25 protein-coding genes and 1 riboswitch are annotated in these 24284 nt (G+C 64.5%); of the genes, 15 read left to right on the top strand and 10 right to left on the bottom strand.

Going from position 1 to position 24284, the window contains the following annotated elements:
• Window positions 1-4 precede the first annotated feature (4 nt).
• Window positions 5-613 (bottom strand): YkoF family thiamine/hydroxymethylpyrimidine-binding protein, encoded by a 609-nt coding sequence (locus APS40_RS02575; protein ID WP_055045567.1) that lies wholly within the window; start codon window positions 611-613, stop codon window positions 5-7.
• A riboswitch (TPP riboswitch) is annotated at window positions 605-718 on the bottom strand. Its footprint overlaps the gene before it by 9 nt.
• A gap of 145 nt (window positions 719-863) precedes the next feature.
• Between APS40_RS02575 and APS40_RS02580 the strand changes: the two genes are divergently transcribed.
• Both APS40_RS02580 and APS40_RS02585 read left to right on the top strand, forming a co-directional pair.
• Window positions 864-1262, top strand: a complete 399-nt coding sequence (locus tag APS40_RS02580) for a barstar family protein (protein ID WP_055045568.1) — start codon at window positions 864-866, stop codon at window positions 1260-1262.
• Between the two features lie 134 nt (window positions 1263-1396).
• Window positions 1397-2086 carry a L,D-transpeptidase gene (locus tag APS40_RS02585; protein ID WP_055045569.1) on the top strand — a complete coding sequence of 230 codons (690 nt, stop codon included), beginning with the start codon at window positions 1397-1399 and terminating at the stop codon, window positions 2084-2086.
• Window positions 2087-2366: 280 nt separating this feature from the next.
• Here APS40_RS02585 and APS40_RS02590 read toward each other — a convergent pair whose 3' ends face one another.
• Window positions 2367-2771: a hypothetical protein gene (locus APS40_RS02590; RefSeq protein ID WP_055045570.1), complete on the bottom strand. Its 405-nt coding sequence runs from the start codon at window positions 2769-2771 to the stop codon at window positions 2367-2369.
• A 197-nt stretch (window positions 2772-2968) separates the two neighbouring features.
• On the opposite strand from APS40_RS02590, the gene APS40_RS02595 reads away from it, so the two are divergent.
• Window positions 2969-4600, top strand: a complete 1632-nt coding sequence (locus APS40_RS02595; protein ID WP_197279414.1) for a cellulase family glycosylhydrolase — start codon at window positions 2969-2971, stop codon at window positions 4598-4600.
• A gap of 232 nt (window positions 4601-4832) precedes the next feature.
• Here the strand turns inward: APS40_RS02595 and nhaA are convergent, their stop codons facing one another.
• Together nhaA and APS40_RS02605 are read right to left on the bottom strand one after the other, a co-directional pair.
• Window positions 4833-6011 carry a Na+/H+ antiporter NhaA gene (gene nhaA / locus APS40_RS02600; RefSeq protein ID WP_055045572.1) on the bottom strand — a complete coding sequence of 393 codons (1179 nt, stop codon included), beginning with the start codon at window positions 6009-6011 and terminating at the stop codon, window positions 4833-4835.
• 28 nt (window positions 6012-6039) lie between these two features.
• Window positions 6040-7335, bottom strand: a complete 1296-nt coding sequence (locus APS40_RS02605) for a glycosyltransferase (RefSeq protein ID WP_055045573.1) — start codon at window positions 7333-7335, stop codon at window positions 6040-6042.
• A gap of 483 nt (window positions 7336-7818) precedes the next feature.
• On the opposite strand from APS40_RS02605, the gene APS40_RS02610 reads away from it, so the two are divergent.
• The 5 genes from APS40_RS02610 (at window position 7819) to APS40_RS24735 (ending at window position 12353) form a co-directional block, all read left to right on the top strand.
• Window positions 7819-8838: an ABC transporter substrate-binding protein gene (locus APS40_RS02610; RefSeq protein ID WP_055045574.1), complete on the top strand. Its 1020-nt coding sequence runs from the start codon at window positions 7819-7821 to the stop codon at window positions 8836-8838.
• Window positions 8839-8966: 128 nt separating this feature from the next.
• Complete coding sequence (locus tag APS40_RS02615) at window positions 8967-9839, top strand: ABC transporter permease (protein WP_055045575.1); 873 nt, start codon at window positions 8967-8969, stop codon at window positions 9837-9839.
• On the top strand, window positions 9836-10912 hold the full coding sequence (locus APS40_RS02620; protein ID WP_236884182.1) for a quaternary amine ABC transporter ATP-binding protein: 1077 nt from the start codon (window positions 9836-9838) through the stop codon (window positions 10910-10912). Before APS40_RS02615 ends, APS40_RS02620 begins: the two co-directional genes overlap by 4 nt.
• Window positions 10909-11739, top strand: a complete 831-nt coding sequence (locus tag APS40_RS24730; protein ID WP_055045576.1) for a universal stress protein — start codon at window positions 10909-10911, stop codon at window positions 11737-11739. The genes APS40_RS02620 and APS40_RS24730 overlap by 4 nt, the downstream gene beginning before the upstream one ends.
• A gap of 368 nt (window positions 11740-12107) precedes the next feature.
• Window positions 12108-12353, top strand: coding sequence for a hypothetical protein (locus tag APS40_RS24735; protein ID WP_156342802.1), 246 nt, complete (start codon window positions 12108-12110; stop codon window positions 12351-12353).
• 483 nt (window positions 12354-12836) lie between these two features.
• Here the strand turns inward: APS40_RS24735 and APS40_RS02635 are convergent, their stop codons facing one another.
• Complete coding sequence (locus tag APS40_RS02635) at window positions 12837-13397, bottom strand: class I SAM-dependent methyltransferase (protein WP_055045578.1); 561 nt, start codon at window positions 13395-13397, stop codon at window positions 12837-12839.
• A 575-nt stretch (window positions 13398-13972) separates the two neighbouring features.
• Here APS40_RS02635 and APS40_RS25140 point away from each other — a divergent pair.
• The 7 genes from APS40_RS25140 (at window position 13973) to APS40_RS02670 (ending at window position 20759) form a co-directional block, all read left to right on the top strand.
• Window positions 13973-14218, top strand: coding sequence for a DUF2188 domain-containing protein (locus tag APS40_RS25140; protein WP_055045579.1), 246 nt, complete (start codon window positions 13973-13975; stop codon window positions 14216-14218).
• Between the two features lie 96 nt (window positions 14219-14314).
• Window positions 14315-15322, top strand: a complete 1008-nt coding sequence (locus tag APS40_RS02645) for an ABC transporter ATP-binding protein (RefSeq protein WP_055045580.1) — start codon at window positions 14315-14317, stop codon at window positions 15320-15322.
• The gene (locus APS40_RS02650) at window positions 15319-16131 is read left to right on the top strand and encodes an ABC transporter permease (RefSeq protein WP_055045581.1); all 813 of its coding nucleotides are present in this window, start codon (window positions 15319-15321) and stop codon (window positions 16129-16131) included. The genes APS40_RS02645 and APS40_RS02650 overlap by 4 nt, the downstream gene beginning before the upstream one ends.
• A complete protein-coding gene (locus APS40_RS02655; protein ID WP_055045582.1) occupies window positions 16128-16934 on the top strand; it encodes a substrate-binding periplasmic protein in 807 nt (268 codons plus the stop codon). The genes APS40_RS02650 and APS40_RS02655 overlap by 4 nt, the downstream gene beginning before the upstream one ends.
• Before the next feature lie 192 nt (window positions 16935-17126).
• Complete coding sequence (locus APS40_RS02660) at window positions 17127-17744, top strand: c-type cytochrome (RefSeq protein ID WP_055045583.1); 618 nt, start codon at window positions 17127-17129, stop codon at window positions 17742-17744.
• Between the two features lie 42 nt (window positions 17745-17786).
• Window positions 17787-19613, top strand: a complete 1827-nt coding sequence (locus APS40_RS02665) for a pyrroloquinoline quinone-dependent dehydrogenase (RefSeq protein WP_055045584.1) — start codon at window positions 17787-17789, stop codon at window positions 19611-19613.
• 324 nt (window positions 19614-19937) lie between these two features.
• Window positions 19938-20759: a substrate-binding periplasmic protein gene (locus tag APS40_RS02670; RefSeq protein ID WP_197279415.1), complete on the top strand. Its 822-nt coding sequence runs from the start codon at window positions 19938-19940 to the stop codon at window positions 20757-20759.
• A gap of 97 nt (window positions 20760-20856) precedes the next feature.
• Here APS40_RS02670 and APS40_RS02675 read toward each other — a convergent pair whose 3' ends face one another.
• From APS40_RS02675 to APS40_RS02695, 5 genes are all read right to left on the bottom strand, one after another.
• Entirely contained in the window at window positions 20857-21471 is a 615-nt protein-coding gene (locus tag APS40_RS02675; protein ID WP_055045586.1) for a hypothetical protein, read from the bottom strand.
• 134 nt (window positions 21472-21605) lie between these two features.
• Entirely contained in the window at window positions 21606-22064 is a 459-nt protein-coding gene (locus tag APS40_RS02680) for an NUDIX hydrolase (RefSeq protein WP_055045587.1), read from the bottom strand.
• Window positions 22064-23068: an inorganic phosphate transporter gene (locus APS40_RS02685; RefSeq protein ID WP_055045588.1), complete on the bottom strand. Its 1005-nt coding sequence runs from the start codon at window positions 23066-23068 to the stop codon at window positions 22064-22066. The genes APS40_RS02680 and APS40_RS02685 overlap by 1 nt, the downstream gene beginning before the upstream one ends.
• Window positions 23069-23071: 3 nt before the next feature.
• Entirely contained in the window at window positions 23072-23716 is a 645-nt protein-coding gene (locus APS40_RS02690; protein WP_055045589.1) for a DUF47 domain-containing protein, read from the bottom strand.
• 199 nt (window positions 23717-23915) lie between these two features.
• Complete coding sequence (locus tag APS40_RS02695; protein WP_335338176.1) at window positions 23916-24272, bottom strand: VanZ family protein; 357 nt, start codon at window positions 24270-24272, stop codon at window positions 23916-23918.
• Window positions 24273-24284: the final 12 nt, after the last annotated feature.

Genomic DNA, 24284 nt, shown 5'->3' on the forward strand with positions numbered 1-24284 from the left:
GGGCTCAGCCGAGACTGGGACTGTTGGCCGAAACCGTCAGGTCGATCGTCACATGGCCCTGAGGCGGCCCGAACCGGCAGAACGCCTGCTCCAGCGTGCTGAACAGCGCGCCCGCGTCACCGCTCAGCTTGGTCGCGAAGTGCTTGGAGCGCTCGAACGTGCCCGAGGCCTTGAGGAACCCGATAGAGCCGTAGATCTCGTCCATGTGGTCGCCCTGCCCCATGACATAGAGCGAGAGCTGCGCCACGGCATGGACGCCAAGCTCGGGCGCCGTTGCCACCGCCGCCAGGGCGGCGGCATGGCGTTCGGTGAGCGGCGGGATCGGCCCGTCGAACTGCGTCGAGTTGCAGATGGCGTCGTCAGGCTCGCCGGGGCAGCCGCGGGAGATCGCCGCCGACAGCACGCAATGAACGCTGGTCCGGCTGGCCGCAGCGAACAGGTCGCGCATTGCGGGGAACAGCACTTCGGGCGGCCCTACCAGCAGCGTCGAGATGTCGTCGGTCTCGACGCGCAACCGATCGCGGTAGGGATCGAGCGCCCCGAGCGCGCCGACGATGACCCCGACGAAATCGCCGGTCATGGGATAGAGGGAAATCTGTGCGCCAGAAAACATCGGCCCGCCTCGCTCCGCTGGTATTACCCAGATCAGCTTGAGGGTCCAAAGGCTTGCCGCCTTCATCTCAGCCCCGGCAGATACGGAGCACCCCTGTGGATTTGCGATCGATAGCAAGGCCGCCGATCGAGCGCAAGGCGGGCGGCCTCGATCAAAAGTCCTATTCGGGGGAGCCCACCGGCTTGACTGCCTCCGGCCGCCGCCGCACCGGTGATCGCCTCGAAATCCCGTGTGAAAGAGCGCGCCGCCCATGGCCGAAACCCTGTCGCTGACCCTCGACGGCGCCGCCATCACCGACATCCCGTCCTTCTATGACGAGGTCAATCGGGTGTTCATGGCCGGAGAGGACTGGCGGCTCGGCCCCAGCCCCGATGCCCTCGACGACCTGCTCCATGGCAGCTTCGGTGCGCTGCACGGCATCGACCGCGTCGTGCTGATCTGGACCGACATCGAGCAGAGCCGGCTCGCCCTGGGCGTCGAGGCGACCCGCCGGCATTATCTCGCCAAGCTCGCGCAGCCCACCCGCTTCGACGTCGACCGCATCGCGGCAGACCTCGCCGCGCTCGAACGCGGCGACGGCCCCACCTATTTCGACATCATCCTCGAGATCATCGCCGGCCATCCGCAGATCGAGCTGCGACCGGCCTAGCCGCGTCGCTGCGTGCTGCGTCTCGCACCGTACCCCGGGCGCGCCTGTCGGCAGAGTCCGCTTGCCAGCCGCCCGGCTTGAGGCCAATCTCGGCTGCAGGGGGCGATCGGGCGAAGACAACAGGAGACAAGGCCATGATCGTAGACCACGAGGATCGCGGTGCGGCGGACGCGCCGGGCCGGCCAGCCGTGCTGAGCCGCCGCAGCCTGCTGCTGGGCTCGGCCGCCGGGCTCGGCGCGCTGGCGCTCGCCGCCTGCTCGCCCGCCGGCATGAGCGTCGCCGACGCGCAGCGGGTCTATGGGCCGAGGCCCGACGAGCGCTTCCCGATCCCGGCCGTCAACGTCAACAAGATCGATCCCAAATATTACCGCCGCACCGTGCGCTACGACAGCAAGGAAGCGGCCGGCACGATCATCGTCGACCCGCGCAACCACTATGTCTACCGCATCGAGGGCGATGGCTATGCCACCCGCTACGGCGTCAGCGTCGGCCGCGCCGGGTTCCTGTGGAGCGGCGACGCCTATATCGGGCGCAAGGCCGAATGGCCGATCTGGACCCCGCCCAAGGAAATGATCGAGCGCCAGCCGGAAGCCGCCAAATATGCCGGCGGCATGAAGCCCGGCCTCGACAACCCGCTCGGCGCCCGGGCGCTCTATCTCTACCAGAACGGCGTCTACACCCTCTACACGCTCTACAGCACCAGCGTCCCCGAATCGATCGGCAAGGGCGTTTCGAGCGGCTGCATCGGCCTCATTACCCAGGACATGCTCGACCTCTACGACAAGACCCCGGTCAACACCAAGGTGATCGTGCTGAAGGCCTGAGCACGGCGGCCGTCGGCGCCCCGACGTCCGCTTGTGGCCCGAAGCCGACTCCCACGCATCTACTGCTCACCGTCGTCGAGTCGGAACAGGCAAGCCTGAACAATCTGGTCAGGTCCCAGAGCGGAGGCCTGAATAGCAGAGAGGATCCCAATTCCGGGCCCTGCTTCAATAGCGTCGAAGCAACCCCAATGCGCAGGATCGGCCAGACGGGTGTGGACCATTGCAAAGGTGACGGTCCACTACCGAGAGGTGCGTATTCCGGCGAGCGGTCTTGGCCTGCTCAGAGGCAGGCCATAGATTGGGCCTTCACAACCGTGCTTGTTACTCGGTCCTGGGGGTCGAAGGCGATCTCGAGCTGCACGATAGGAGGGGTGCAGAGAGAAAGTGCTCGAGGCCAAAGTTGTCGGATTGGCTCCAGCGTCACCCAATACCTCTGTGGGAGGTGCCATCTACCGCTCCGGTCAAATAGAATCCGTGGCGCGCCTGAATTGGCGATGAACTTGTGGGTCTTGAGCCAACGCTCGACTGCATCGCGTGAGGTGCCGGGCTTGATGTCGTGGCCGACGACCTCGTTCCAGTATTGTACTCGCGCCTTGAGCTCGCCAGCGTCGATTACCAGAACGGCGGCTCCCGCGACCACGATGATGCTCGCGACCAGCGCCAGTATGTAGATTATTGTTTTCATCGATGGCCAAGATAGTCGGCCACCGCGGTTTGCCCTTGACTGAAATCAAGGGCAGCTGCGACCGCTCGCCGACGCGCGGGTTTGGTCCTACACCCGACATCGCAGAGGATGTCGCGGGGCTGATCCGGCCGGTTTCGCGGAATAGCGCAGCGCGCTCACCGCAAACTCTGAGCAGATCACCCAATTTCCGACAACGCATGAAGTCTCTGACCCGTCATGTCCGCTATCGGCGCGACCGGTCATTTGTGGGGAACCGCTTCTGGCCCGGAGCGGACATCGGCTTTCGGGCCACCGTTCGGTGGCAACGCGTTGGCATTGACACAGATCAAGGGCCGATCCGCGACCCCGCCTATCGTTCCCTGATCAGGGAGGACCGCATGCAGGGGTTGAAAAGTCCAGATCATGGGGGCTCGGCGAACGTCCGGGTGGCTCTATTGGCTGTCGCGGCAATTCTTGCGCTGGTCGCCTTCTCGCCGGTTGCTCACGCCTCGATGCTCACCGTCAGCCCAGATGGCGTCCTGCTGCTCAAGGGCAAGCCCTACCGGGGAATCGGCGTAAATATCGCGGACGCATTCCATCGCCTCTACCTGCACCCGGGCGACTTCACCTACGATCGCGACTTTGCCACCCTCGAGGCTGAGGGTATCCCGTTCGCCCGCATTCCCGCGACCGCCTATGCGCCGCACGACGTCCGTGACTACGTCCTCCATCGCGACGCGTACCTGCGCAAGCTCGACGGCGTCGTCCAGTCGGCCGAGAAGCACCACATCGGGCTGATCCTGGACCTGTTCTGGTGGCACGTCGCCGTCCCCGACATCGTGCACGAGCCGGGCAGCGCGTGGGGCGATCCCGCCAGCAGGACCATCGCCTTCATGCGCGAGTACACGCAGACGATCGTGTCTCGCTACAAGGATTCCCCCTCCGTCTGGGCTTGGGAATTCGGCAACGAGTTCAGTCTCGCCGCCGATCTGCCCAATGCCGCCGACTGGCGGCCGCAGATCAACCCGATAATCGGATGGCCGGATAAACGAACCAAGGCCGACGACATCCGCACACCGATGATCCTTGTCGCTTTCACTGAATTCGCCAAGGCGGTCCTCGAGGTGGATCCCGAGGCGGCAATCACCACAGGCAATTCGATCCCCCGTCCAAACGCGGAAAGTCAGCGGAAGACCTTGACCTGGAACTCGGTCGACACACGCGCGGACTTCCGCACCAACTTGGCGATGGTCAATCCCGATCCGATGAATATGCTCCAGATCCATCTGTATGCATTCGACCTGAAACGCTTCCGCCAGTCCCACGTGACCTACGCTGACATCATCGAGCAGGCGATGCGGGTGGCCCGCGAGCAGAAGAAGCCCCTGTTCATCGGCGAGATGTCTTCGGCCACCGTCTGGCCCGAGCTCAAGTCCGAGGACGACGTCAAACGTGACTTCAAGGCGCGTCTGGACGCCATCCTCGAGCACAAGGTGCCGCTGTCGGCGGTCTGGCAGGTCAGCACCTCCCTGACCTTTGCCAACGATCCACTGTCGATCAGCCGCGACAAGGACAATGGCTGGATGTTCGACGATATCAGAGCGGCGAACGATCGAATTGCCGCTGAACTCGAGGCCGAACAGCGCATCGCCGAACTCATGCCGCAGTTCGAAGCTGCCATCGCCACCGTCGATCTCGGAGCCATCGTGGGCCTTCAGCAATTGCTGGTAGACCGCGGATACAAGCCTGGCACCGTCGATGGTCAATATGGCCCGTCGACCAAGCGCGCACTCATCGCATGCATCGCGGCCGGAACTTGCACCCGGGACGATCTGCCCGTTCCGAACTAGCTGCGCCCAACCACCCAGCCGAACGTCCCAGAAAGACCTTGCTCTTCCAAACCCCAGCGGAGAAGTTCGCCGAGTGTGTTGCAGCGATCAGTTGAACCCACCGCCAAAAGCAGACACTCATGGAGCAAGCGCGCGTTCGTGCCACCAACGGGGCACCTTCCATGGAGATTCCAGCGAAAAGGGTGCGGGGCCGGACAAGCATCAGACCCCGCTCTCCAGACCTACCGATGAGCTATACCTGCCGTCTCGCCGAGATCATCAGGACCACGGTGCCGGCAATGGCAGCAAGGCCCGACCCGAAGAGGATTCCGATCTTCACCTGTTCTTGCAAAGAGATCTCGCCTGCAAAGGCGAGCAATCCGATGAACAGGCTCATAGTGAAGCCGATGCCGCAGAGCATGGCGGTACCGAGCAGCTGCGCCCAGGAGGCATGGACGGGCAGATCGGCGAAACCCAGCCTGATCGCAATGGCGGCGCTGCCAAAGACGCCGACGAGCTTGCCGACCACCAGACCGAGGGCCACCCCCATGGTGAGTGGATCAACGAGCCTTTCGATACTCACACCCGCGAACGAAACGCCGGCATTGGCGAACCCGAATATCGGCAGGACGATGAAGGGGACGATCTTGCCGAGCATGTGCTCGAGGCGGTGCAGCGGTGAGTGCTCCAAGTCATCGGGGCGGCCGTCTTTCATGCGCAGTGGAATGGCGAGTGCCAAGGCGACGCCGGCAAGCGTCGCGTGCACGCCAGAGCGATACACGAACACCCAGAGGACAAGACCCAGCAGAAGGTAGAGCCAGAGCTTGAGGATACCCGCGCGATTCAAGGCGAAGAGCAGACCCAGCACCACTGCTGCCCCTGCCAGATCGAACCAGGAGATTCCTGACGTGTAGAAGAGCGCGATGATGATGACGGCGCCGAGATCGTCGATGATCGCGAGCGCTGCGAGGAAGATCTTGAGCGAGGCAGGAACGCGGTTGCCAAGGAGCGAGATCACCCCCAGCGCAAAAGCAATATCCGTGGCGGTGGGGATGGCCCATCCGTGAATGGTCAGCGGATCATGCATGTTCAGCGCGACATAAATGATCGCAGGAACCACCATGCCGCCGGCGGCCGCGATCCCGGGAAGAATTCGACGGGACCATGAGGCGAGTTGCCCGTCGATCATCTCGCGCTTGATCTCGAGGCCGACGAGCAGGAAGAACAGGGCCATCAGGGCGTCGTTAATCCAGTGCTCGGCGCTGAGCGGACCGACCTTCGTGTGGAGGGCGCCTTCATAGAGGCCAGCGAGCGGTGAATTTGCAGCGACGAGCGCAAGGGCCGCGGCCACCATCAGGACGATGCCGGCAGAGGCCTCTCCACTTAGAAAATGGCGCAGCAGGGAACGCGGTTTGCGGATCAGTTCGGTCACGGGTGCCAGTCTATCGTGTTCTTGTTGGTTAGCCGCGGCCGAGAGCCGGCTCGCTCACGATTGGAGCGGTGGGTTTCGGCGTAAGCAGGCCTTGACGCTCCAGATAGGCGATGGCGTTGCTCACCCCATGTTCCTGACGGATCTCTGCGCCGATCTCCGCGGCACGCCGCGCCATGGTGCCGGTCGCTGTGGCTTCGATGATGGCTGCCGCAAGCAACCCCGATGTGAGGTTTTTCCTGTCGATTGGGGCAGGACCGGCACCTAGCTCGTGGACGATGCGCGCCCAGAACGGCTGATCGCCGAAGAAGGGGCAGACAATCGTGGGTTTGCCGGCGCGTAAGGACGCCCCTGTGGTTCCTGCCCCGCCGTGGTGGACACAAGCCGACATCAGGGGGAATAGCCGGTCGTGGGGCGCTCCCGCTATGATGTGGAGGTCGGGCGAGTTGGAGCCTGCCTGAATAGCGCCGCCGCCTGTTGCGAGAACACCTCGTTTCCCAGCATGGCGCAATGCCTCGGTGACGAGTGTGGTCAACGCGCTGGGGTCAAGACCCGGCATGCTGCCGAAGCCGACATAGACGGGCGGATCGCCAGCATCGAGGAAGGCCTGCAGGCCAGCGTCGGGCTGCCAGTCTCCTGCCTCTTCCAAAAACCAATAGCCGGTCACCGCGACATCGTCCGCCCAGTCAACGGGTCTTGGCAATACGCTGGGGCTATAGGCGTAGAGCGTCGCCTGCGGCTTCAATGGTTTCCGGGGCTTCTTCGCAAGATTCAGGTCCGAGGCGCGCCAGTCGGTGATCATCTTGCGAAAGATCGCCTCGCCGCCTTCGGCCATCACCGTGTGCGTTAGGGGATTGAGCGGTCCCACCGAGCGGAACGGCACCATCGGGCTTGCGAATTCCTTCGTCGGCGTAAAGCCCGGCAGGGGCGAGGCCAACACAGCGGGGCATGAAAGGCGTTCCGCGATGTGCCGCGCGGCGATGGCCTTGGGGTGGTAGATGATGAGATCGGGCTGAAACTGCTGCGCCGCCTGCCACTCCGCCTTGAGCTGTTTGCGGCCGATGGGCTTGAAGTGCTTGATCATCTTGAAACCGGCAGCAAAGCCCCCGCCGCCCGCCATCGCTGCCTTGGCTTCGGGTGTCTCCATAAGGTCAAGAAACTCACCGGGCAGGTATGAGAACAGAATGCCGTGCGTGCCGATGAAGGCTTCGTACTGCGTGGGCGCCGCGATCATGACAGTGTGTCCGGCGGCCTTCAGGCCAAGGGCCAGCGCCAGATAGGGTTGCACGTCGCCGCGCGTGCCGAGCGTGTGAATGGCAATCTTCATGCGGTCGCTCCCGAGGATGATCCCTCAGATGCGCGGCACGACGTGCGCGAACAACAGTTCTGGAAACAGGTCATGGGTGACCTTTCAGCAAGGATTCGATCCGCTGGCGGCCCGACCAGCGTTCATTCCCTGCCCGGTCTGCGAACGGACCTGACACCCAATTTGAGTATGCCTTGCTGACCCTTCGGGTTCAAGCATTTGCGACGCTGGTGCACCAAAGCCGCTTCAGCGCCGGAGGGCGTGGCACCGTCCATTTCCGATGTGCATCAGCAACCGCCACCGACGTCGCTCACGCAATGTGGTTATTTCGGGTCAGGTGGCCGGCAAGAATAGGTCAGCGTTAATACATCCAGAAGGAGAAACGGGGTGGATTCTCAGTAGTGTTTCCAATCTTTGTAACTTGATTGGCGATTCATGGGTTGACTCGATGGCCAGAATTCCTAGGTTGCTGTCGCATATTACCGATATGGAGTGAAACGACTGATGACATTCAGCCGGAAAAGCGGGCTGCTCGCAGCTTCGCTGCTTCTGGGAGCAGCGTTCGCGCTGCCTGCACAAGCACAGGACGACCAGTGCGGCACTGACCGCACCATCGACATCGCAGAGATGACCTGGCCTTCGGCCGCCGCTCTCGCCCACATTCACGCGACGATTCTCGAAAAGGGTTTCGGCTGCAATGTCGAGATCGTGACCGGTGACACGGTGCCGACCTCGTCATCGATGCTGTCGCGGGGGACGCCCGCAATTGCCCCTGAGCTCTGGACCAGCACGATCGCCGAGCCGTGGCAGCAGGGCATTGAGGCCGGCAAAGTCGTTCAACTGGGTGACGCCATAACCGATGGCACGGTCGAGGGCTGGTTCATTCCTCGTTATGTGCAGGAGGCGAATCCAGAGCTGACGACGGCTGATGCAGTCATAACCAAGCCAGAGCTGTTCCCAGATCCGGAGGAAAGCGGTCAAGGCCGGCTGTATTCGTGCCCTCCCGGCTGGGCCTGCGAGCTTTCCACCTCGGCCCTGTTCGAGGCCTACGGGATGGAAGGCAAGTGGAACCTGTTTTCTCCCGGCTCGGGCGGCGCACTCGATGCGTCGATCGCTCGGGCGTTCCTGCGTCAGGAACCGATCCTGTTCTACTACTGGGGACCCACGGCAATCCTGGGTAAGTTCGACGCCGTTCAGCTCGATCTTGGTGAAGCCAGGCCCGATGTCTACGCGTGCAACACCGACCCTGATTGCGCCGAGCCGGCGGGCAAAACCGCCTATCCGTCATCGCCGGCGGTGATCGGTGCGGCCAAGTGGGTCGAGACAGAGGCACCTGCCGTGGCCGAGTATTTCGGCAAGGTCGGGCTGACCAATGCCCAGATCAGCGAGCTGCTCGTCTATGGCGACGAGAACAAGGCTGACGCTGCTCAGACGGCCGAGAATTTTCTCAAGACCAAGGAAGATGTCTGGACGACCTGGGTTTCGCCCGAGGTCGCCGACAAGGTCCGCGCCAGCCTCAGCTAGCGGCTCCTCACTGCGCTAGCTTTGCGGCCGGGGTTCACCAGTCCCGGCCGCGTTTTTCGTTTTCATGCCGCATCCGTCCGTCGCGTCTTTCGCTGACCGGGTGTGGCCTTTTTCACCGGGCACCGAACATGTTTCCTGAACTCATCGACACACGACCGCTACGCCGGGCAGTGGACGACGCGCTTGGCTGGGTCGTCACCAACTGGGGGAGCGCCTTTGAAGCCGCGGCCAAGCCCCTGCTGCTCCTCCTCAACGCCATCGAGGCCCTGCTGCTGGCCACCCCCTGGTGGCTGATCATCGCTCTGCTCACCGGCATTGCGTGGCTCGCGACGCGGCGCTGGCCGCTGCCCACAATCGTGCTGATCTCGTTGCTCTTCCTGGGCGTGATGGAACTCTGGAAGGATGCGATGAGTACGACGGCACTGATGCTCGCCGCAACTCTCACCGCGATCGTCATTTCGATCCCGGTGGGTGTGTGGATGTCGCGTTCCCTGCGCGTACGCCAGTTCTTCACCCCGGTGCTCGACCTCATGCAGACGCTGCCGAGCTTCGTGTACCTGATCCCCACCGTTATGATCTTCGGACCAGGGAAGATTCCGGCGCTGATCGCTACGATCGTTTATGCCGCTCCCCCGCTGGTGCGCCTGACCGATCTCGGTTTGCGCTCGGTCGACCCGGCCGTGATGGAAGCGAGCCGTGCCTTTGGCACCAATCCCACACAGCGCCTGCTTGGTGTGCAGATTCCGCTCGCCCTGCCGACTATTCTGGCCGGCATCAACCAGACGACCATGATGGCGCTGGCCATGGTGGTGATCGCTTCGATGATCGGCGCCGGCGGGCTTGGTTACCAGGTGCTGCAGGGCATTGGGCGACTTGAGGTCAGCCGCGGCCTGTTTGCAGGCCTTGGCATCGTGGTGCTCGCCATCGTGTTCGACCGGATCACCCAGGCCTTCGGCAGGCAGTTGCAAGCCCGCGTAGGAATTTCGGAGGCGCGGGCATGACCACGATGAGTGAAACGGATCTGGCCATTGCCATGAAGGGCGTGACGAAGATCTTCGGCCCCGCGCCGACACAGGCACTGACCACCCTGCAAGAGGGTATGTCCAAAGCCGAGCTGCAGGCCGAAACCGGCCATGTGGTCGGACTTGATGGCGTGTCCCTCGAGGTTGCGCGGGGGCAGATCCATGTCGTCATGGGGCTGTCGGGCTCCGGAAAATCCACGCTGATCAGACATGTAAACCGGCTCATCGAACCGACCGCGGGCGAGATCACGGTTAATGGCGCGAACGTCCTTGCCATGTCGCTCGAGCAGCTGCGGGAGTATCGGCGCACTCGTGTCGCCATGGTCTTTCAGAAGTTCGGGCTGTTGCCACATCGATCGGTCGTCGACAACGTCGCATACGGGCTTGAGGTTCGCGGCGTGCGCAAAGCTGAGCGAGAAGCCGAGGCGCGCAAATGGATCGAGATCGTCGGCCTTTCGGGCTACGAGAATGCCCGACCACGCCAGTTGTCGGGCGGCCAGCAGCAACGGGTCGGACTTGCGCGGGCGCTGGCGCTCGACACCGACATCGTCCTCATGGACGAGGCGTTCTCGGCGCTCGATCCGCTGATCCGCTCAGGGATGCAGGATCAACTGGTCAGCCTGCAGAAGACGCTCAACAAAACGATCCTGTTCATCACGCATGACTTTGATGAGGCCTTGAAGATTGGCGACCGGGTCACCGTACTGAAGGATGGCGCCGTGCAGCAGGAGGGAGCCCCCGAAGAGATCGTGCTCAATCCGGCCAACGAGCATATCGAAGAGTTCGTGCGCGATGTGAACAAGGCGAGGGCCATCCGCGTCCGCACCATCATGGAGGTGGGCGTATCCGAGCCCTGTTCGATTGCGGTGCCTGCTGAAGCCAGGTGTGAAGACGTGCTGCCGCTGTTCGCCGAGCATCAATGGGTCGGCGTCCTCGATGCCTCCGGCGAGCAGATCGGTCGCATAACGGCAAGACGCGTGATCGGCGCGCTCGCACGACATGGCGCGAAGACCCCGTCTGTCTCTTCGCCGGTGTTGGAGGTTGCATCATGAAGATTGCGGCGTTCGTCGACCTATCGCTCTACGCACACAGTGTCATCGACCACGCTATCTGGCTCGCGCGTGAGAGGCAGGCCAGCGTCGAACTCATCAATATCGTGTCGCCGAACGAACTCGCAGCTTCCAATCTTGCGCCTGTTCATCCGGCAGGCGCCATGCTGCTGCAACAGGATGATGCTCTCGACGCCAAGGTTGCTGACCTCGCGCGCCAGGGGCACGAGCGATTGGATCAGGGCCGCAGACTATTGAACGAAGCGGGGGTGTTCGACGTCAGCACCCGCCTGCTCGAAGGGCATACTTCTCGCACGATGGTACAGGCCGCCTCGCCGGCTTCCATCATCATCATGGGCAAGCGCGGAGAGCAGGCCGACCTAGCGCGATTGCCGCTTGGTTCCAACCTCGAGCGCCTGGCCCGCGGCAGCAAGGTCCCCGTGCTGGCGGTTTCGCGCAGCTTCAGGCCGATCAAGCGCATGCTGGCGGGAGTGGACGCCGAGACTTCCGCCGCGCCGGCGGTGAACAGCCTCGCGAGCGGGGTTCTACCGACCTGCCCGCTCGAATTGCTGCATGTCGGCGATTCCACCGAGACTGCGCTGCAGACACTCCAGCAAGCCGAAACGAAGCTCCGAGGTGCAGGGTACGAAGTGAGATCCAGGATTGAACCGGGCGTGGCTCAGACGGTCATTCCGGAGCGTGTTGTCCTTGATGAGATCGACCTGCTCGCCGTGAGTGCGTTAGGCAGTTCCAGACTGAGGTCGATGATCCTGGGCAGCCTTACTTCGGAACTGCTTCGCGCCTGCCAGGTCCCGGTGTTGCTGTGCTGACGATCGCCGCAGCCTCCAGTCGGGGCCAATTGGTGGCAGGATCGCGGCGGTACCGTGGCCAAATTGCAACTTTACCCTCGTGCCGGTGTGTCGGACTATCGGTGTGGCGGTTGCAGAGGGCTTAGTGGCCTTTGCCCTCAGGCATTCCCATGCATGACCGCCGCACCCCGTCGTGATGGGAGTCCTCCGTCACGAAAGCGCCTCGTGTGGGCGGTCCTGGGTACCGTAGGGAGGATAGTTCGGGACTGGCGAGGTGTTTGGGTGGGCGTGTCATAGCGCGCTCGCCGCAGCGATGGAGTCGTCCGCGTGATACCCGCACAGCCATTGCGCGGGCGTCTCCATCATCGCACAAAAACAGGCGATCTATCTTGGGACCACTTGAGCATTATTTCGTTCAGCCGGTGCTCGATGACGGCACTGTAGACAAGACCCGCAGCGTCACCATTGAGGCGCCCAGTGCCCTGAAAGCCGGAGAAGCGGCGCTTGAACGTCCGCTTTCTCTGGAAGGCAAACTTGCGAGGGCCGTCGTCTGGCGGCTGACAGCGGGCTTTGTCCCGCACAGTGTTACGCTCTATGACCCTGATCAGTCACTGGACTTGGCCGCGGCCTCATGATCTGGCGGTTTCGCAAACGCGGCGAAGACACTCCGTCACCCACAACGTACTACATCACGTTTCGGATGCTGACCGGCGCAGGCCGGCTGGAGGCAAGGACGCAGGCCGAGCTCACCCAGCTGCTTGGCGACCTACGTCTGTCGGGGGCGAGCGACATAACGATCGTTGATGTCGATGGCAGACTGGTGGCCTTCGATCCTGGCGGCGAACCTGCAAAGTAGGGCCACAAGATGTTAGACTGCCTGCCCGGGACCTTAGAAAAACGGACACCACAGCATCAAGCTTGGTGCCCGTTACCCGTCGCCAGTGTGGTGGACGCGGACGGGCCCTGAAGTTGTGCATCGGGTGCGGCGATTGATCAACCCTTACTTCGTACTGATAGCGGGTAAATCCGCACGGGGCGATCGGAACTCCTGTTCGCGAAATGTCCGCCATTGGCGGACCTCTGCGAACGCTCCAGCGAACCAGCAATCCGCACCACCGCTACCGCGATCGCGCGTAACTCGCCCGGAGCCTGGTCGCCTCGAACACGTGGTAGCCGTCGATCTCATGCACCCGACAGCCGCCGAAAATGGCGCCGAACTTGTTGCGGTACCAGTCGCGACGCTTCGTCACCATCCACATCGTCCCACCCGGCGCCAGGCGGTTGAATCCCTTCTCGATGAAGTGCTTCGGCACAGAAAAATCCACATGGTAGGGCGGGTTCGAAATGATCTTGGTGAAGCCGCTCTCCCGCGTACCCCTGAAGCCGTCCGACAATTGCACCGTCACCTCGGGCACGCCGTTGGCATCGGCATTGCGGCGGGCCAGCGCCACGGCCCGCGGGTCGTTGTCGAGCATGACCACCCGTAGCGGCGAAACATGGTGGGCGGCGAGGATACCCACGAGGCCGTAACCGCAGCCGAGGTCCAGCACCTTGTCGCCGGTCTCAAAGGTAATCCGCGAGAGCATCGCCAGTGTTCCAAGGTCGGCGCGCTGCGGCGAAAACAGGCCCGGCTCCGTCTGCAGTCGCAGCGCTACTGCGCCGATCGTCACGTTTAACATCTCTAATCCCCTCAAATGGCTTTGAGCGGGAGCAGTGTTCCGGGGGAGATGTCGGGGTCGCGCAGCTGCCACGCCGCCTGTCGCGGAACCCCGCTTGGGCGTGACATTCACTTGCGAAGGAAAAGCTGCACTAGCGCAGCGGCGTGACCCGGACGTCTTGAGAACTCAGTGCATTGCCGGGCATCGAACGATGATCGACGGCGACGGCGGCTTGAGCAGCGAGTCCAACCGAGGGAACGATCTGATCCCCGATGGCTTCCGCGCCGAATCCAGGGCGAGCACAAGCGCTCCCTTGCCTGGTCCATGGCGCTGCCTTTGGGGTCAGTAGGCCGTCATTGTGTCCCTTGGTGCGAGCAATTCGCACCTGGCAAGATGCACGTCTCTCAGCTTTGCCGCAAGCGGCCGTTGCTGTGACCACCGACAATAACGACAAGCAAGAGCTGTATCGACGGCGCCAATCCCGTGACGCCCGACACGCAACGACTGTCTGGTGGCCCGCCTCGAGGGCGAAGCGCCCGGTCGTCGAAGCAACAACACGGCCGCTCCCGCGTTGCTGCCGATGGAGGAAACCGGCCATGGCCAAGCAGCACCACTTCATCGTCAATCATCGCGACGACATCTGGCAGTACACCTATCGTGGCAGCATCTTTGCGCATTTCAAAACCCGCCAGGAGGCAATCGATGCGGCGATCGCCGCCGCCCGCGCCACCAACGAGCAGGAGGTCCAGGTGCTGGTGCAAGATGCCGACATGAAGCAGGAAATGGTCTGGCGCCCCGATGCGCTCGACGAAACGCCCGAGCCTGGGCCGCTGCAACGGTAGAGCTTCTGCGTGGCGATGCCCCGCCCACGCGCCATTCGCGTCACCATGCCTCTAAGATGATTAGACGAGCGCGAGACCCGGATGTTATCAGGCGGCATGATTTCGCCACAGCCTGGCGCCGGCCCAGTTTCGTCCGCCATCGCCATCAGCGTTGACGCGCTCAGCGCGCGATACGGCGCCAACACCGTGCTCGACAAGGTGAGCCTCGAGGTCCGCCGCGGCTCGAGCTTCGCCCTGCTCGGCCCCAATGGCGCCGGCAAGACCACGCTGCTCAACATTCTCAGCACCTTGCGCCGGCCCGATGGCGGCAGCGCCCGCGTCGCCGGCGCCGATGTGGTGCGCCAGCAGACCGAGGCGCGCCGTTCGCTCGGCATGGTGTTCCAGGATTCGAGCCTCGACGATCGGCTGACCGCCTGGGAAAACCTCGAGTTCCATGGCCTCGTCTACGGCATGGCGCCGAGGGACCGCCGGCAACGCAGCGCCGCGGTGCTGGCGCTGGTCGAACTGGAAGACTGGCGCGACGAGATCGTGCGCAGTTTCTCGGGCGGCATGCGGCGGCGGCTGGAGATCGCCCGGGCCCTGCTGCACGAGCCGAAGATCCTGTTCCTCGACGAGCCGACTGCCGGGCTCGACGCCCAGACCCGGGTGCGGATCTGGCGTTATCTCGATCAACTGCGCCGCGAGCGCGACCTGACCGTGCTGACTACCACCCACTATATCGAGGAGGTCGAAGGCGCCGATACGATCTGCATCATCGACCACGGCAAGATCATTGCCCAAGGCACGCCGGAAGCGCTGAAGGACGAGCATGGCAGCCGCTGGCTGCACCTCACGCCGCGCGACCCGGCGGCGCTCGAGGCGATCCGCGCCGCGCGCCCCGACGCGCAGCCGCTCGGCGCGTACGGCCTTGCCCTCCCTGCCGATGACGGCGCCATGACCGATGCATTCCTCACCGCGTTCCGCGACCGGCTGGTCGAGGTCCGCTTCCAGGATCCGACGCTCGAAAGCGTTTTCCTGTCGCTCACCGGCCGGCAGTTGCGCGACCGCGCCGACGACCAGCACAATGCCGACAAGGCCGCAGGACGGCGCGGAGGCCGGCGATGAACGGCGTGGTCATGGCGCTGCGCGGCCTCTACGGCGTCTGGCTGCGAGAGATCACCCGCGCCACGCGCGACCGCGCGCAGCTCATCGGCGGGGTCAGCCGGCCGCTGATCTGGCTGCTGATCCTTGGCGTCGGGCTCAACCCCTATTTCCGCGGCGAGGTCTATGGCGAGGTCCGCTTCGTCATCCCCTATACCTACCTGCAGTTCCTGTTCCCGGCAGTGATCGTCCTCAACATCATGTACACCTCGATCCAGTTCGCGGTGTCGGTGATCTGGGATCGCGAGTTCGGGTTTCTCCGCGAAGTGCTGGTCTCGCCCATGCCGCGCTGGCTGATCCTGCTCGGCAAGGTCTTGGGCGGCGCCACGGTGGCAACGCTGCATGGCGCGCTGGTGCTGATTCTCGCCCGCTTCGCCGACGTCACGCTCAGCCTCGAGCAGGTGGCGCTGGCCCTCGTGCTGATGTTCGTCCTCGCCTTCGGGCTCACCAGCTTCGGGGTGATCCTCGCCGGACGGGTGCGCAGCTTCGAAGGGTTCGGGGTGTTCTCCAACACGGTGATCCTGCCGCTCTATTTCACCTCCTCGTCGATCTTTCCGCTCGATCCGGCGCTGACCCGCGCCCAGCAGGCGGTGACCTATCCCGAATGGCTGGTATTCCTGGTGCAGATCAACCCGATCACCTATGCGGTCGATGCGCTGCGCGGCGTGCTGATCAACTTCAACCAGTTCGCGCCCGGCTGGGGCATCGGGGTCATCGTCGGCATGGCGGTACTGTTCTTCATCGTCGCCACCATCGATTTCGCGCGGCAATGAGCGCCATCCGCAATCGCTGGATCCGTCCCGCGATCAACCTCGCGGTCGTCGTGGCACTGCTGGGTGCCCTCAGCTACCTGCCCCCCGACACCTCGCTGGCCGACCGGCAGAAGACGGGGGTGCTGAAGCTCTGCGTGCCACCGCGCTACCCGCCGCTGGTCACCGGCGATCCGCAGCAACCCGGCTTCGATATCGAGCTCGCCGCCAGGCTCGCCGAGCGGCTGGGCCTGCGCCTCGCCGTCAACGCGCTGAGTTCGATCGGTACCGATTTCAATCCGCGCAACTGGTCGCTGACCCGCGCCCAGTGCGACATCATCGCCGGCGGCGTCGCCGACACCGTGCAGACCCGCAGTTTCCTCCAGACCATTCCCACCCCGATCGAAAGCGGGTGGGTCGGCGTATCGACGACGGAGCGGCTCCCGGCGGCCGGCGGAGCGGTGACGGTGCTGCCGGGAACCAGCGGGCTCGACCGGCTGGCGCTGTCGGGCTGGCTCCGCCAGCGGGGGCTGCGGGTGATTCCCGCCCGCTCGCCGCAACATTTCGTCGAGCTCCTGGCGAGTGGCGGCGCCGAGGCCGGAATCACCGAGCGTTTCCTCACCAGCACCATGGCGCTACCGGCCGGCGCGCGGGCCTTCTGGCTCGACCCCCGGTTCCCGCCCGTCCGCATGGCGCTCGGCCTGTGGAAGGGCGACCAGACGCTGAAACGCGCCGTGGCCGAAGCCCTTGAGGCGATCGGCGACACAGGCGAGCTCGAGGCGCTCGAAACCCGCTATCATGTTGAATCCGTTGAAGCGGCGCCCTGAACGCACGAGGTCGCCTTTGGTTCCATCACTAAGTTTTGCTTCACTATGACGAAAGTCTCATGGGCAGCCGAACCGATTACGTATTCGGTGAGATTGAGTGATGCCCGCTGACATGTCAGGTCCCATAGACGACGCGCAGCATGGGACTCTTCTGTCCCACCCGGCGCGCCAGCCCATTCTCGGGAGTCGAAAATGCCCCTAAAGCTTACCTACCTCGCGGCCGTCGCGCTGACCGCCGCGTTGTCCGGCGGCACGGCCAATGCGGCGGGTTTTACCGCCGACCAGGCCGCCGCCGGCCAGACCGCCTACAACTCCAACTGCGCCCAGTGTCACGGCAAGCAGCTCGAAGGTCCGGATGCCCCGGGTCTGGCGGGCCCCGACGTGATGCAGAACTGGGCCACCGCCGGTGGACTGTTCGATTTCATCCACGTGGCCATGCCGCCTTCGGCGCCGGGCCAGCTCGGCGATGAGACCTATCTCAACATCATTGCCTACATCATGCAGTTCAACGGCGCCCAGCCGGGTGACGAACCGCTGACCGCCGACCCCGACAAGCTCGCCGCCATCTCGCTGCCTGAGGAAACCAAGGCAGGCGCGACCGCGGCGGCTCCGGCAACCAAAGCGGCGGCCGCCGCCACCACTGCCGAGGCGGCGCCGGCTGTTCCCCAGGCCTTCACCTGGGGCAAGCAGCTGCCCGGCGGTCCGGCCCCGGGCGCAGCGGCGGCTCCCGCCGCGACCACTCCCGCAGTTCCGCAGGCGTACACCTGGGGCAAGACGCTCCCCACCGTCGCCGCGCCCGCTGCCAACTGAATTATCTGGCGCACTGATGTGTGCCGCTTTTAGGAGGTCTCGATGAAAATCGAACTTTTGAAGTCCATGTTGGTCGCGACGACCGCATTGGCATTGTTTGCCGGCCCTGCCCTGGCACAGAATGCGGCGGCGCCCGCCGCGGCGGCCCCTGCCGCCGATGCGGCGGCGGCAACGCCCGCTCCCGAGGCGACCAAGAATTACGTCCCGGTCACCGACGACATGCTGGCCAACCCGCCCAAGGAAGAGTGGTTGATGTTCCGCGGGAACTACAACAACCAGGGCTACAGCCAGCTCGACCTGATCAACAAGGATACGGTGGGCAAGCTGCAGCTCGCCTGGGCCTGGCCGATGGCCGAGGCCGGCATCCAGGAAACCGCGCCGCTCGTGCATGACGGCATCATGTTCCTGCAGACCAACAACAACATCGTCGAGGCGCTCAACGCCAAGACCGGTGATCTGGTCTGGCAGTATCGTCCGACCCTGACCGAGCTGCCCAGTTCCTGGAGCTACCAGATCAACCAGGCGCGCCGGCAGAAGAACTCGATCGCGCTCTATGAAGACAAGGTCATCCTCACCACCGTCGACGCCAAGATCGTCGTGCTCAATGCCAAGGACGGCAAGCCGGTGTGGGAGAAGCAGGTCCTCGATACCCAGAAGGGCTACAGCTACACCGTCGGTCCGCTGATCGCCGACGGCAAGATCATCTCCGCCATTTCCGGCTGCTCGATCGCCGGCACCGCCGGCGGCTGCTACATCATGGCGCACGACGTCAACACCGGTGAGGAACTGTGGCGCTTCAACACCATCGACGACCCCAACAACCCCAAGCAGGGCGAGAGCTGGGGCGACGTGCCGCCGGAAAACCGCTGGGGCGGCACGCCCTGGACCACCGGCGCCTATGACCCGGCGACCAAGACCACGTTCTGGGGCATCGGCATGCCCGGCCCCTATTCCGAGCTGATCCGCGGTTCGGGCGACGGCAGCGTGCTCTACACCAACTCGACGCTCGCCATCGACGTCGAGACCGGCAAGCTCAAGTGGTACTACCAGCACCTGCCGCGCGACAACTGGGACCTCGACAGCCCGTTCGAGCGCATCCTGGTCGACCAGGAAGTCGACGGCAAGACGCAGCACCTGCTGATCACCGCGGCCGGCAAGAACGGCATCGTCTTCGCGCTCGATCGCGATACCGGCAAGTATCTGTGGCACAAGGATACGGTGAAGCAGAACGTGGTGACCGGCGTCGATGCCGACGGCACCGTGCAGGTCAACACCGACCTCATCTCCAAGGCGGTCGGCGAAGAGCACCTGATCTGCGCCTCGGTGTCGGGTGGCAAGCTCTGGATGACCGGCTCCTACAGCCCGCTCACCAAGGCCTATTACGTGCCGCTGACCGAAGCCTGCAACACCGTGGCCCCGACCCAGGTCGAGTTCACCGCCGGCAACGCGGTGGGCGCGGTCAAGTTCGGCCCGCGCGTGCTGCCTGAAGGCATCACCGAGGCCGGCCTGCTCGACGCGGTCGACATCAACGCGACCCAGGGCGACCACAAGTGGCAGTACCGCAGCCGTCCGTCGATGACCTCGTCGGTGCTGGCGACCGCCGGTGGCCTGGTGTTCGGCGGCGACGCCGCCCGCAACATCAACGCCTGGGATCAGGAGACCGGCAAGGTCGTCTGGTCGCAGCGCCTCAACGCCCCGATCGGTGGCTATCCGTCGACCTACGAGATCGACGGCGAGCAGTACCTCGTGGTGCCGACGGGCTACTCGAACGCCGCCAGCTCGATCTCCTCGGCCTTCCCGGAGATCCCGCTGCCGACCGGCTCGGGCAACTCGATCTTCGTCTTCAAGCTGCCCAAGTCGGCCAGCTGAGTGAGCCGATCTGAGCGACTGGGAAAGGGGCCGCCGGCCCCTTTCTTTTTTGGATCCCACCGGCGACGCAGCGCCCATAGGTGAGAATGCCACCAGAAAGCGCCTCAAGCTCGGTGTCATTCCCGCGAAAGCGGGGACCTCCGTTTGCGATCATGCCGAAGGCCAAGAGAAACAGAGGTTCCCGCTTTCTCGGGAATGACCCGGTGGATGGGGCGCGGCCATGACTTGGCGCACAGGCCGATGGCGGTCGAGACGCCCTGCTTCGCCGTTGGCGACCCGGTGAAGTGCTTTCGCATTTCAAACGAAATGCTCGAGGAGACGACTATGCTGAAATTTCTTGTTCCAGCGCTTTTCATTTTCGGCACCGGCGCGGCGCTGGCCCAGACCTCGGGCGTGCCGCCCGAGGAATTCAACAATACCCGCCGCCAGGCCGGCGACTCGATTCAGGTCTGCTTCGACCGCACCAGCCTGGGCCGTCCGTTCGACGAGGCGGTGGCCAAGGCGCTCGGCGACGCGCTGTTCCTCGAGGTCAAGATCATGGAAGGTTTTGGCGGCTTTCCGCTCACCGGCGACGGCTTCATGGACGAACTCAACCTCGCCATGAACAATGACTGCGACATGTTCATGGGGGTTTCGGTGTCCCCCAATACGCCGACCTCGGACAGCTTCTCGGTCACCCGCCCCTACGCCACCATCCCGTTCGTGCTGGCGGTCAAGCACCCCGGCTGGCAGCGCCTGGGCGACATCCCGCTGGATCAGCGCCTCGGCACGGCGATGGCCAGCATGGGCGAGATGAACTACATCACCTGGGCACAGCAGCGCAGCAAGCCCGAGCGCTGGGTGCGGCTGCCCTATGCCGACCCCAACCTGATGGCGACCCGCGTACTCGACGGCACCATCGCCGGGATGATCCTGTGGCAGCCGGTGCTGGCCCGCCTCAAGGCCGAGCGGCCCGAGGCGGCCGATCTGCGGGTCATCGGCAACGACCCGATCCCCGAAGCCGAAGTCCGGGTCGGCGCGCTGGTCTCCTCGCGCAACGGGTTCCTCCGGAGCCAGATCGACCAGGCCATCGACGCCCTCGTCGCCGACGGGACCATCGACGGCCTGCTCAAACAGTTCGGCTATGCGGGGCGCGCCGGGGAGTAAGGGCCACCAACCACGAACTCTCGGTGATCCTCCCCGCGTGGCGGGGGAGGGGGACCGCCGAAGGCAGTGGAGGGGGCGGCCAGACTCGCTCTGCCCGCTAACCCCTGCCGACGACGCTCAGATAGGGCAGCACCATACTCCCCAGCGCCGGCACCAGCCCCGCCACCACAGCGGCGGTGACCGCTGCGAGGCCCAGCGCCTGGTAGCGCGGCAGGCGCCGCCCCTGCTCCGGCCAGACCGCCTGCCAGATCGCTCCGGCCGTGAGCCCAGGGATCGGCAGCAGGTTCAGCAGCACCGAGCCCGTGGTCACCAGCTGGAACTGGCCGATCAGATACAGCGCGACGAACGTTCCGCTCTGCGGCAGCAGCAGCGCCAGCGGCCGCAGCAGGTCGACGGCGGGGACCAGCAGTGCCGTGCCGGCCAGCCCGGCCAGCACCACCAGCACGATGCCCCAGCCACCCAGCCGGTTGCTCGCCGCCTCGTAGCGCAAGGGGCGTGCCCAGCCCATGGCGAACAGCACGCCGACGGCCAGCCCCCAGACCGACAACTGCGCGAAGGGGTTGGCGGTCAACCTGCCGTCGAACTCGGGCCGCCGATCTCCGAGCAGCCGTGCCAGCCCGGCCAGCAGCAGGCCATGCAGCCAGGCAAACACGATAACCGCGCCGATGCGCGATACGATGTCGTTCATGCTCAGGTCGCGCAGCAGCGTCATGGTTGTCTCTAGTCGCGCATTGCCGGGTCGGCGCCGACCTATGATCGAGCGTCGCCCGCGCCTTCTATCAGAACGCCGGCCTGCCCCGATACCGTACCAAGAGCAAACCCCAATTCCCTCTTGGCATCACGCCGCTATGCGAGATGGATCCGACCCGCGGCAAGCTTGCCGAGAAAGCGGGCGAGATCGCGCTCGAACACCGCGAGCGCGGCGTCCCCTGCTGTGAACCAGCGGCGAGTGCGCTGCTGCTTCTCGTCCCAGGTGCCCAGTTCCTGCGTCACCTCCAGCGCATAGATCACCGCCTGGGACGGCCGCGTTTTGCCGTTGTCTTCCTGCCGGACGTAGAAGTAGGAGCCGATCGGCGCCCGAGAGGGAATGCCGGTGACCCCGGCCTCTTCCTCGGCCTCGATCACCGCGGATTCGACATCGCTCTTGCCGGGGATCGCCCAGCCCTTGGGCAGCATCCACTTGGCATTGGTACGCGAGGTGATGAGCAGCACCGCGATGCTGCCGTCGGCCTCGCGACGCCAGGGCAACGCCGCGACCTGCCGGGCCCGCCGGCCCATCTCGGTCTGTCGACGCTTGTGACCCATCAGGTGATCCAGCCCACGATGAAATAGGTCAGGGCCGACATCGCCGCCGCTGCGGGCAGCGTCACCACCCAGGCCACGACGATGTTGCTGGCAATGCCCCAGCGCACCGCCGAAACCCGACGCGCCGCGCCGACGCCGACAATCGCGCCGGTGATGGTGTGGGTGGTGGAAACCGGGATCCCGAGCCAGGTCGCACCGAACAGCGTGATGGCGCCGCCTGTTTCGGCGCAGAACCCCTGCATCGGCGTCAGCCGGGTGATCTTCGAACCCATGGTGTGCACGATGCGCCAGCCGCCCATCAGTGTGCCCATGGCCATCGCGAACTGGCAGCTCAGCACCACCCAGAACGGCACATGGAAACTGTCGCCGAGCAGGCCCTGCGAGTAGAGCAGCACGGCGATGATCCCCATCGTCTTTTGCGCGTCGTTGCCGCCATGGCCGAGCGAATAGAGCGAGGCCGAGACGAACTGCAGGATGCGGAAGGTGCTGTCGGCGCGGAACGGTGTCGATCGGACGAACAGCCAGGCGACGATGAGAACGAGCAGCAGCGCCAGGCAGAACCCCACCGCCGGCGACAGGAAAATGGCGCTCACAGTCTTCAGCAAACCGCCCCACACCACGGCATCGAACCCCGCTTTGGCGACGCCGGCGCCGACCAGCCCGCCGATCAGCGCATGCGAGCTGCTCGAGGGGATGCCGAGGAGCCAGGTGATGACATTCCAGCCGATGGCTCCGACCAGCGCCGCAAGGATCACCGAGGGATCGACCACCGCCGCCGAAACGATCCCGGTCCCGACCGTCTCGGCGACGTGCAGCCCGAAGAAGAAGAACGCTATGAAGTTGAAGAACGCCGCCCACAGCACCGCAAATTGCGGCCGCAGGACGCGTGTCGAAACGATGGTCGCGATCGAGTTGGCTGCGTCATGCAGTCCGTTGAGGAAATCGAACAGCAGCGCCACGGCGATGAGTCCGACCAGCGCCGGCAGTACGAGAGCGGTGTCCATTGCCTAGACGTTCTCGATCATGACCGAGGTGATCTCGTGCGCGACGTCGTCGAGGCTGTCGACCACCCCTTCGAGATCGACGTACAGCGCCCGGCCGACGAAGAAGCGCATCGGATCGGCTGCCCCGTACTGCTTGTAGAGCTCCCGCAGCCCGTCATCGTGCAGATCATCGGCATCGGATTCCAGCTTGCCGATCTCCTCGGCAATGGCCGCGATCCGCGCCTGGTTGGCATTGAGCCTCGGCAACAGCTCCACCGCCTCGGCCATGAGATGGGATGCCTTGACGGCAATGGCCGCCATTGCCCCCATGCCGGGCTCGAACACCGTCAGTTCGTAGAGCTGCGCCGTCTTCACCACGCGCCGCATCTTGTCCACTGCGTCATCCATCGACTGGATAAGGTCGGTGATGTCGCTGCGATCGAACGGCGTGATGAAGCTCTTGCGCACCGCCTGCATCACGTCGCGCGTGACGTCGTCGGCGGCGTGCTCGAGATCTGTGATACGCTGCCAATGCGCGCCGATATCGGCGTCGGCCTGAAACATGCGGTCGAGCTCGCCGGCCGCCGCGACGACAAGCGCGGCATGGCGTGTGTAGAGGGTGAAAAACCGCTCCTCTTTGGGCATCAGCGCCCGAAACCAGCCCAGCATGTCGTTACCTCTCGCTTTGGTCTGCAACTTCCTTGGAGAGGTGAAGATCCGCGAGCGCAACCTCGGGCGACGGCAATAAACCGAAACTTTTGCTGTCGGAGCCTGGTCAGTCGGCCCATGCAGCCGGAGTCGATCTGCCGCCGGGCGATGGCTCGGCGCCGGTTGCTCCACCGCGATGGAGGAACGTTCCGGTTTCGCGCTAAACCGCCCGTCCCGAGGCCTTCCGCCATATGCGCTCCACCACCACGCCGGCGGCGATCCCCAGACCGCCGCCGGCGAGCTTGACGGCAAGGTCGAACAGCCGTCCATGCCGCGAGGCAGACACCAGTTGCAGCGCTTCGAACGCCACCGCGGCGCCCAGCACCAGCGCCGTGATCAGCCACAGATGCCGCGGATAGGCCAACGCGAAGCAGAAGCCCACCGCCGCAAAGGCGACGAAGCGCTCGATATTGGGCGAGTAGCCGGTATTGGGCCTGAAGCCGATCGGCGCCAGGGTGACGAAGGCAATGGCGCCCAGCAGCAGCCAGGCCAGCACGGGAAGCAGGCGTATCGACACGAGGGGCTCCGG

It is taken from the genome of Devosia sp. A16, from assembly GCF_001402915.1.
GTDB lineage: Bacteria > Pseudomonadota > Alphaproteobacteria > Rhizobiales > Devosiaceae > Devosia_A.

Excerpts from the sequence above, each read along its gene's own strand:
- APS40_RS02605 (WP_055045573.1), bottom strand. The coding sequence starts at position 7,335 with ATGAAGATTGCCATTCACACGCTCGGCACGCGCGGCGACGTGCAACCC.
- APS40_RS02620 (WP_236884182.1), top strand. The coding sequence starts at position 9,836 with ATGACCACGATGAGTGAAACGGATCTGGCCATTGCCATGAAGGGCGTG.
- APS40_RS02610 (WP_055045574.1), top strand. The coding sequence starts at position 7,819 with ATGACATTCAGCCGGAAAAGCGGGCTGCTCGCAGCTTCGCTGCTTCTG.
- APS40_RS02655 (WP_055045582.1), top strand. The coding sequence starts at position 16,128 with ATGAGCGCCATCCGCAATCGCTGGATCCGTCCCGCGATCAACCTCGCG.
- APS40_RS25140 (WP_055045579.1), top strand. The coding sequence starts at position 13,973 with ATGGCCAAGCAGCACCACTTCATCGTCAATCATCGCGACGACATCTGG.
- APS40_RS02635 (WP_055045578.1), bottom strand. The coding sequence starts at position 13,397 with ATGTTAAACGTGACGATCGGCGCAGTAGCGCTGCGACTGCAGACGGAG.
- APS40_RS02615 (WP_055045575.1), top strand. The coding sequence starts at position 8,967 with ATGTTTCCTGAACTCATCGACACACGACCGCTACGCCGGGCAGTGGAC.
- APS40_RS02675 (WP_055045586.1), bottom strand. The coding sequence starts at position 21,471 with ATGACGCTGCTGCGCGACCTGAGCATGAACGACATCGTATCGCGCATC.
- APS40_RS02595 (WP_197279414.1), top strand. The coding sequence starts at position 2,969 with ATGAAGTCTCTGACCCGTCATGTCCGCTATCGGCGCGACCGGTCATTT.
- APS40_RS02660 (WP_055045583.1), top strand. The coding sequence starts at position 17,127 with ATGCCCCTAAAGCTTACCTACCTCGCGGCCGTCGCGCTGACCGCCGCG.
- APS40_RS02680 (WP_055045587.1), bottom strand. The coding sequence starts at position 22,064 with ATGGGTCACAAGCGTCGACAGACCGAGATGGGCCGGCGGGCCCGGCAG.
- APS40_RS24730 (WP_055045576.1), top strand. The coding sequence starts at position 10,909 with ATGAAGATTGCGGCGTTCGTCGACCTATCGCTCTACGCACACAGTGTC.
- APS40_RS02585 (WP_055045569.1), top strand. The coding sequence starts at position 1,397 with ATGATCGTAGACCACGAGGATCGCGGTGCGGCGGACGCGCCGGGCCGG.
- APS40_RS02685 (WP_055045588.1), bottom strand. The coding sequence starts at position 23,068 with ATGGACACCGCTCTCGTACTGCCGGCGCTGGTCGGACTCATCGCCGTG.
- APS40_RS02670 (WP_197279415.1), top strand. The coding sequence starts at position 19,938 with ATGCTGAAATTTCTTGTTCCAGCGCTTTTCATTTTCGGCACCGGCGCG.
- APS40_RS02650 (WP_055045581.1), top strand. The coding sequence starts at position 15,319 with ATGAACGGCGTGGTCATGGCGCTGCGCGGCCTCTACGGCGTCTGGCTG.
- APS40_RS02665 (WP_055045584.1), top strand. The coding sequence starts at position 17,787 with ATGAAAATCGAACTTTTGAAGTCCATGTTGGTCGCGACGACCGCATTG.
- APS40_RS02645 (WP_055045580.1), top strand. The coding sequence starts at position 14,315 with ATGATTTCGCCACAGCCTGGCGCCGGCCCAGTTTCGTCCGCCATCGCC.
- APS40_RS02690 (WP_055045589.1), bottom strand. The coding sequence starts at position 23,716 with ATGCTGGGCTGGTTTCGGGCGCTGATGCCCAAAGAGGAGCGGTTTTTC.
- APS40_RS02580 (WP_055045568.1), top strand. The coding sequence starts at position 864 with ATGGCCGAAACCCTGTCGCTGACCCTCGACGGCGCCGCCATCACCGAC.
- APS40_RS02590 (WP_055045570.1), bottom strand. The coding sequence starts at position 2,771 with ATGAAAACAATAATCTACATACTGGCGCTGGTCGCGAGCATCATCGTG.
- APS40_RS02575 (WP_055045567.1), bottom strand. The coding sequence starts at position 613 with ATGTTTTCTGGCGCACAGATTTCCCTCTATCCCATGACCGGCGATTTC.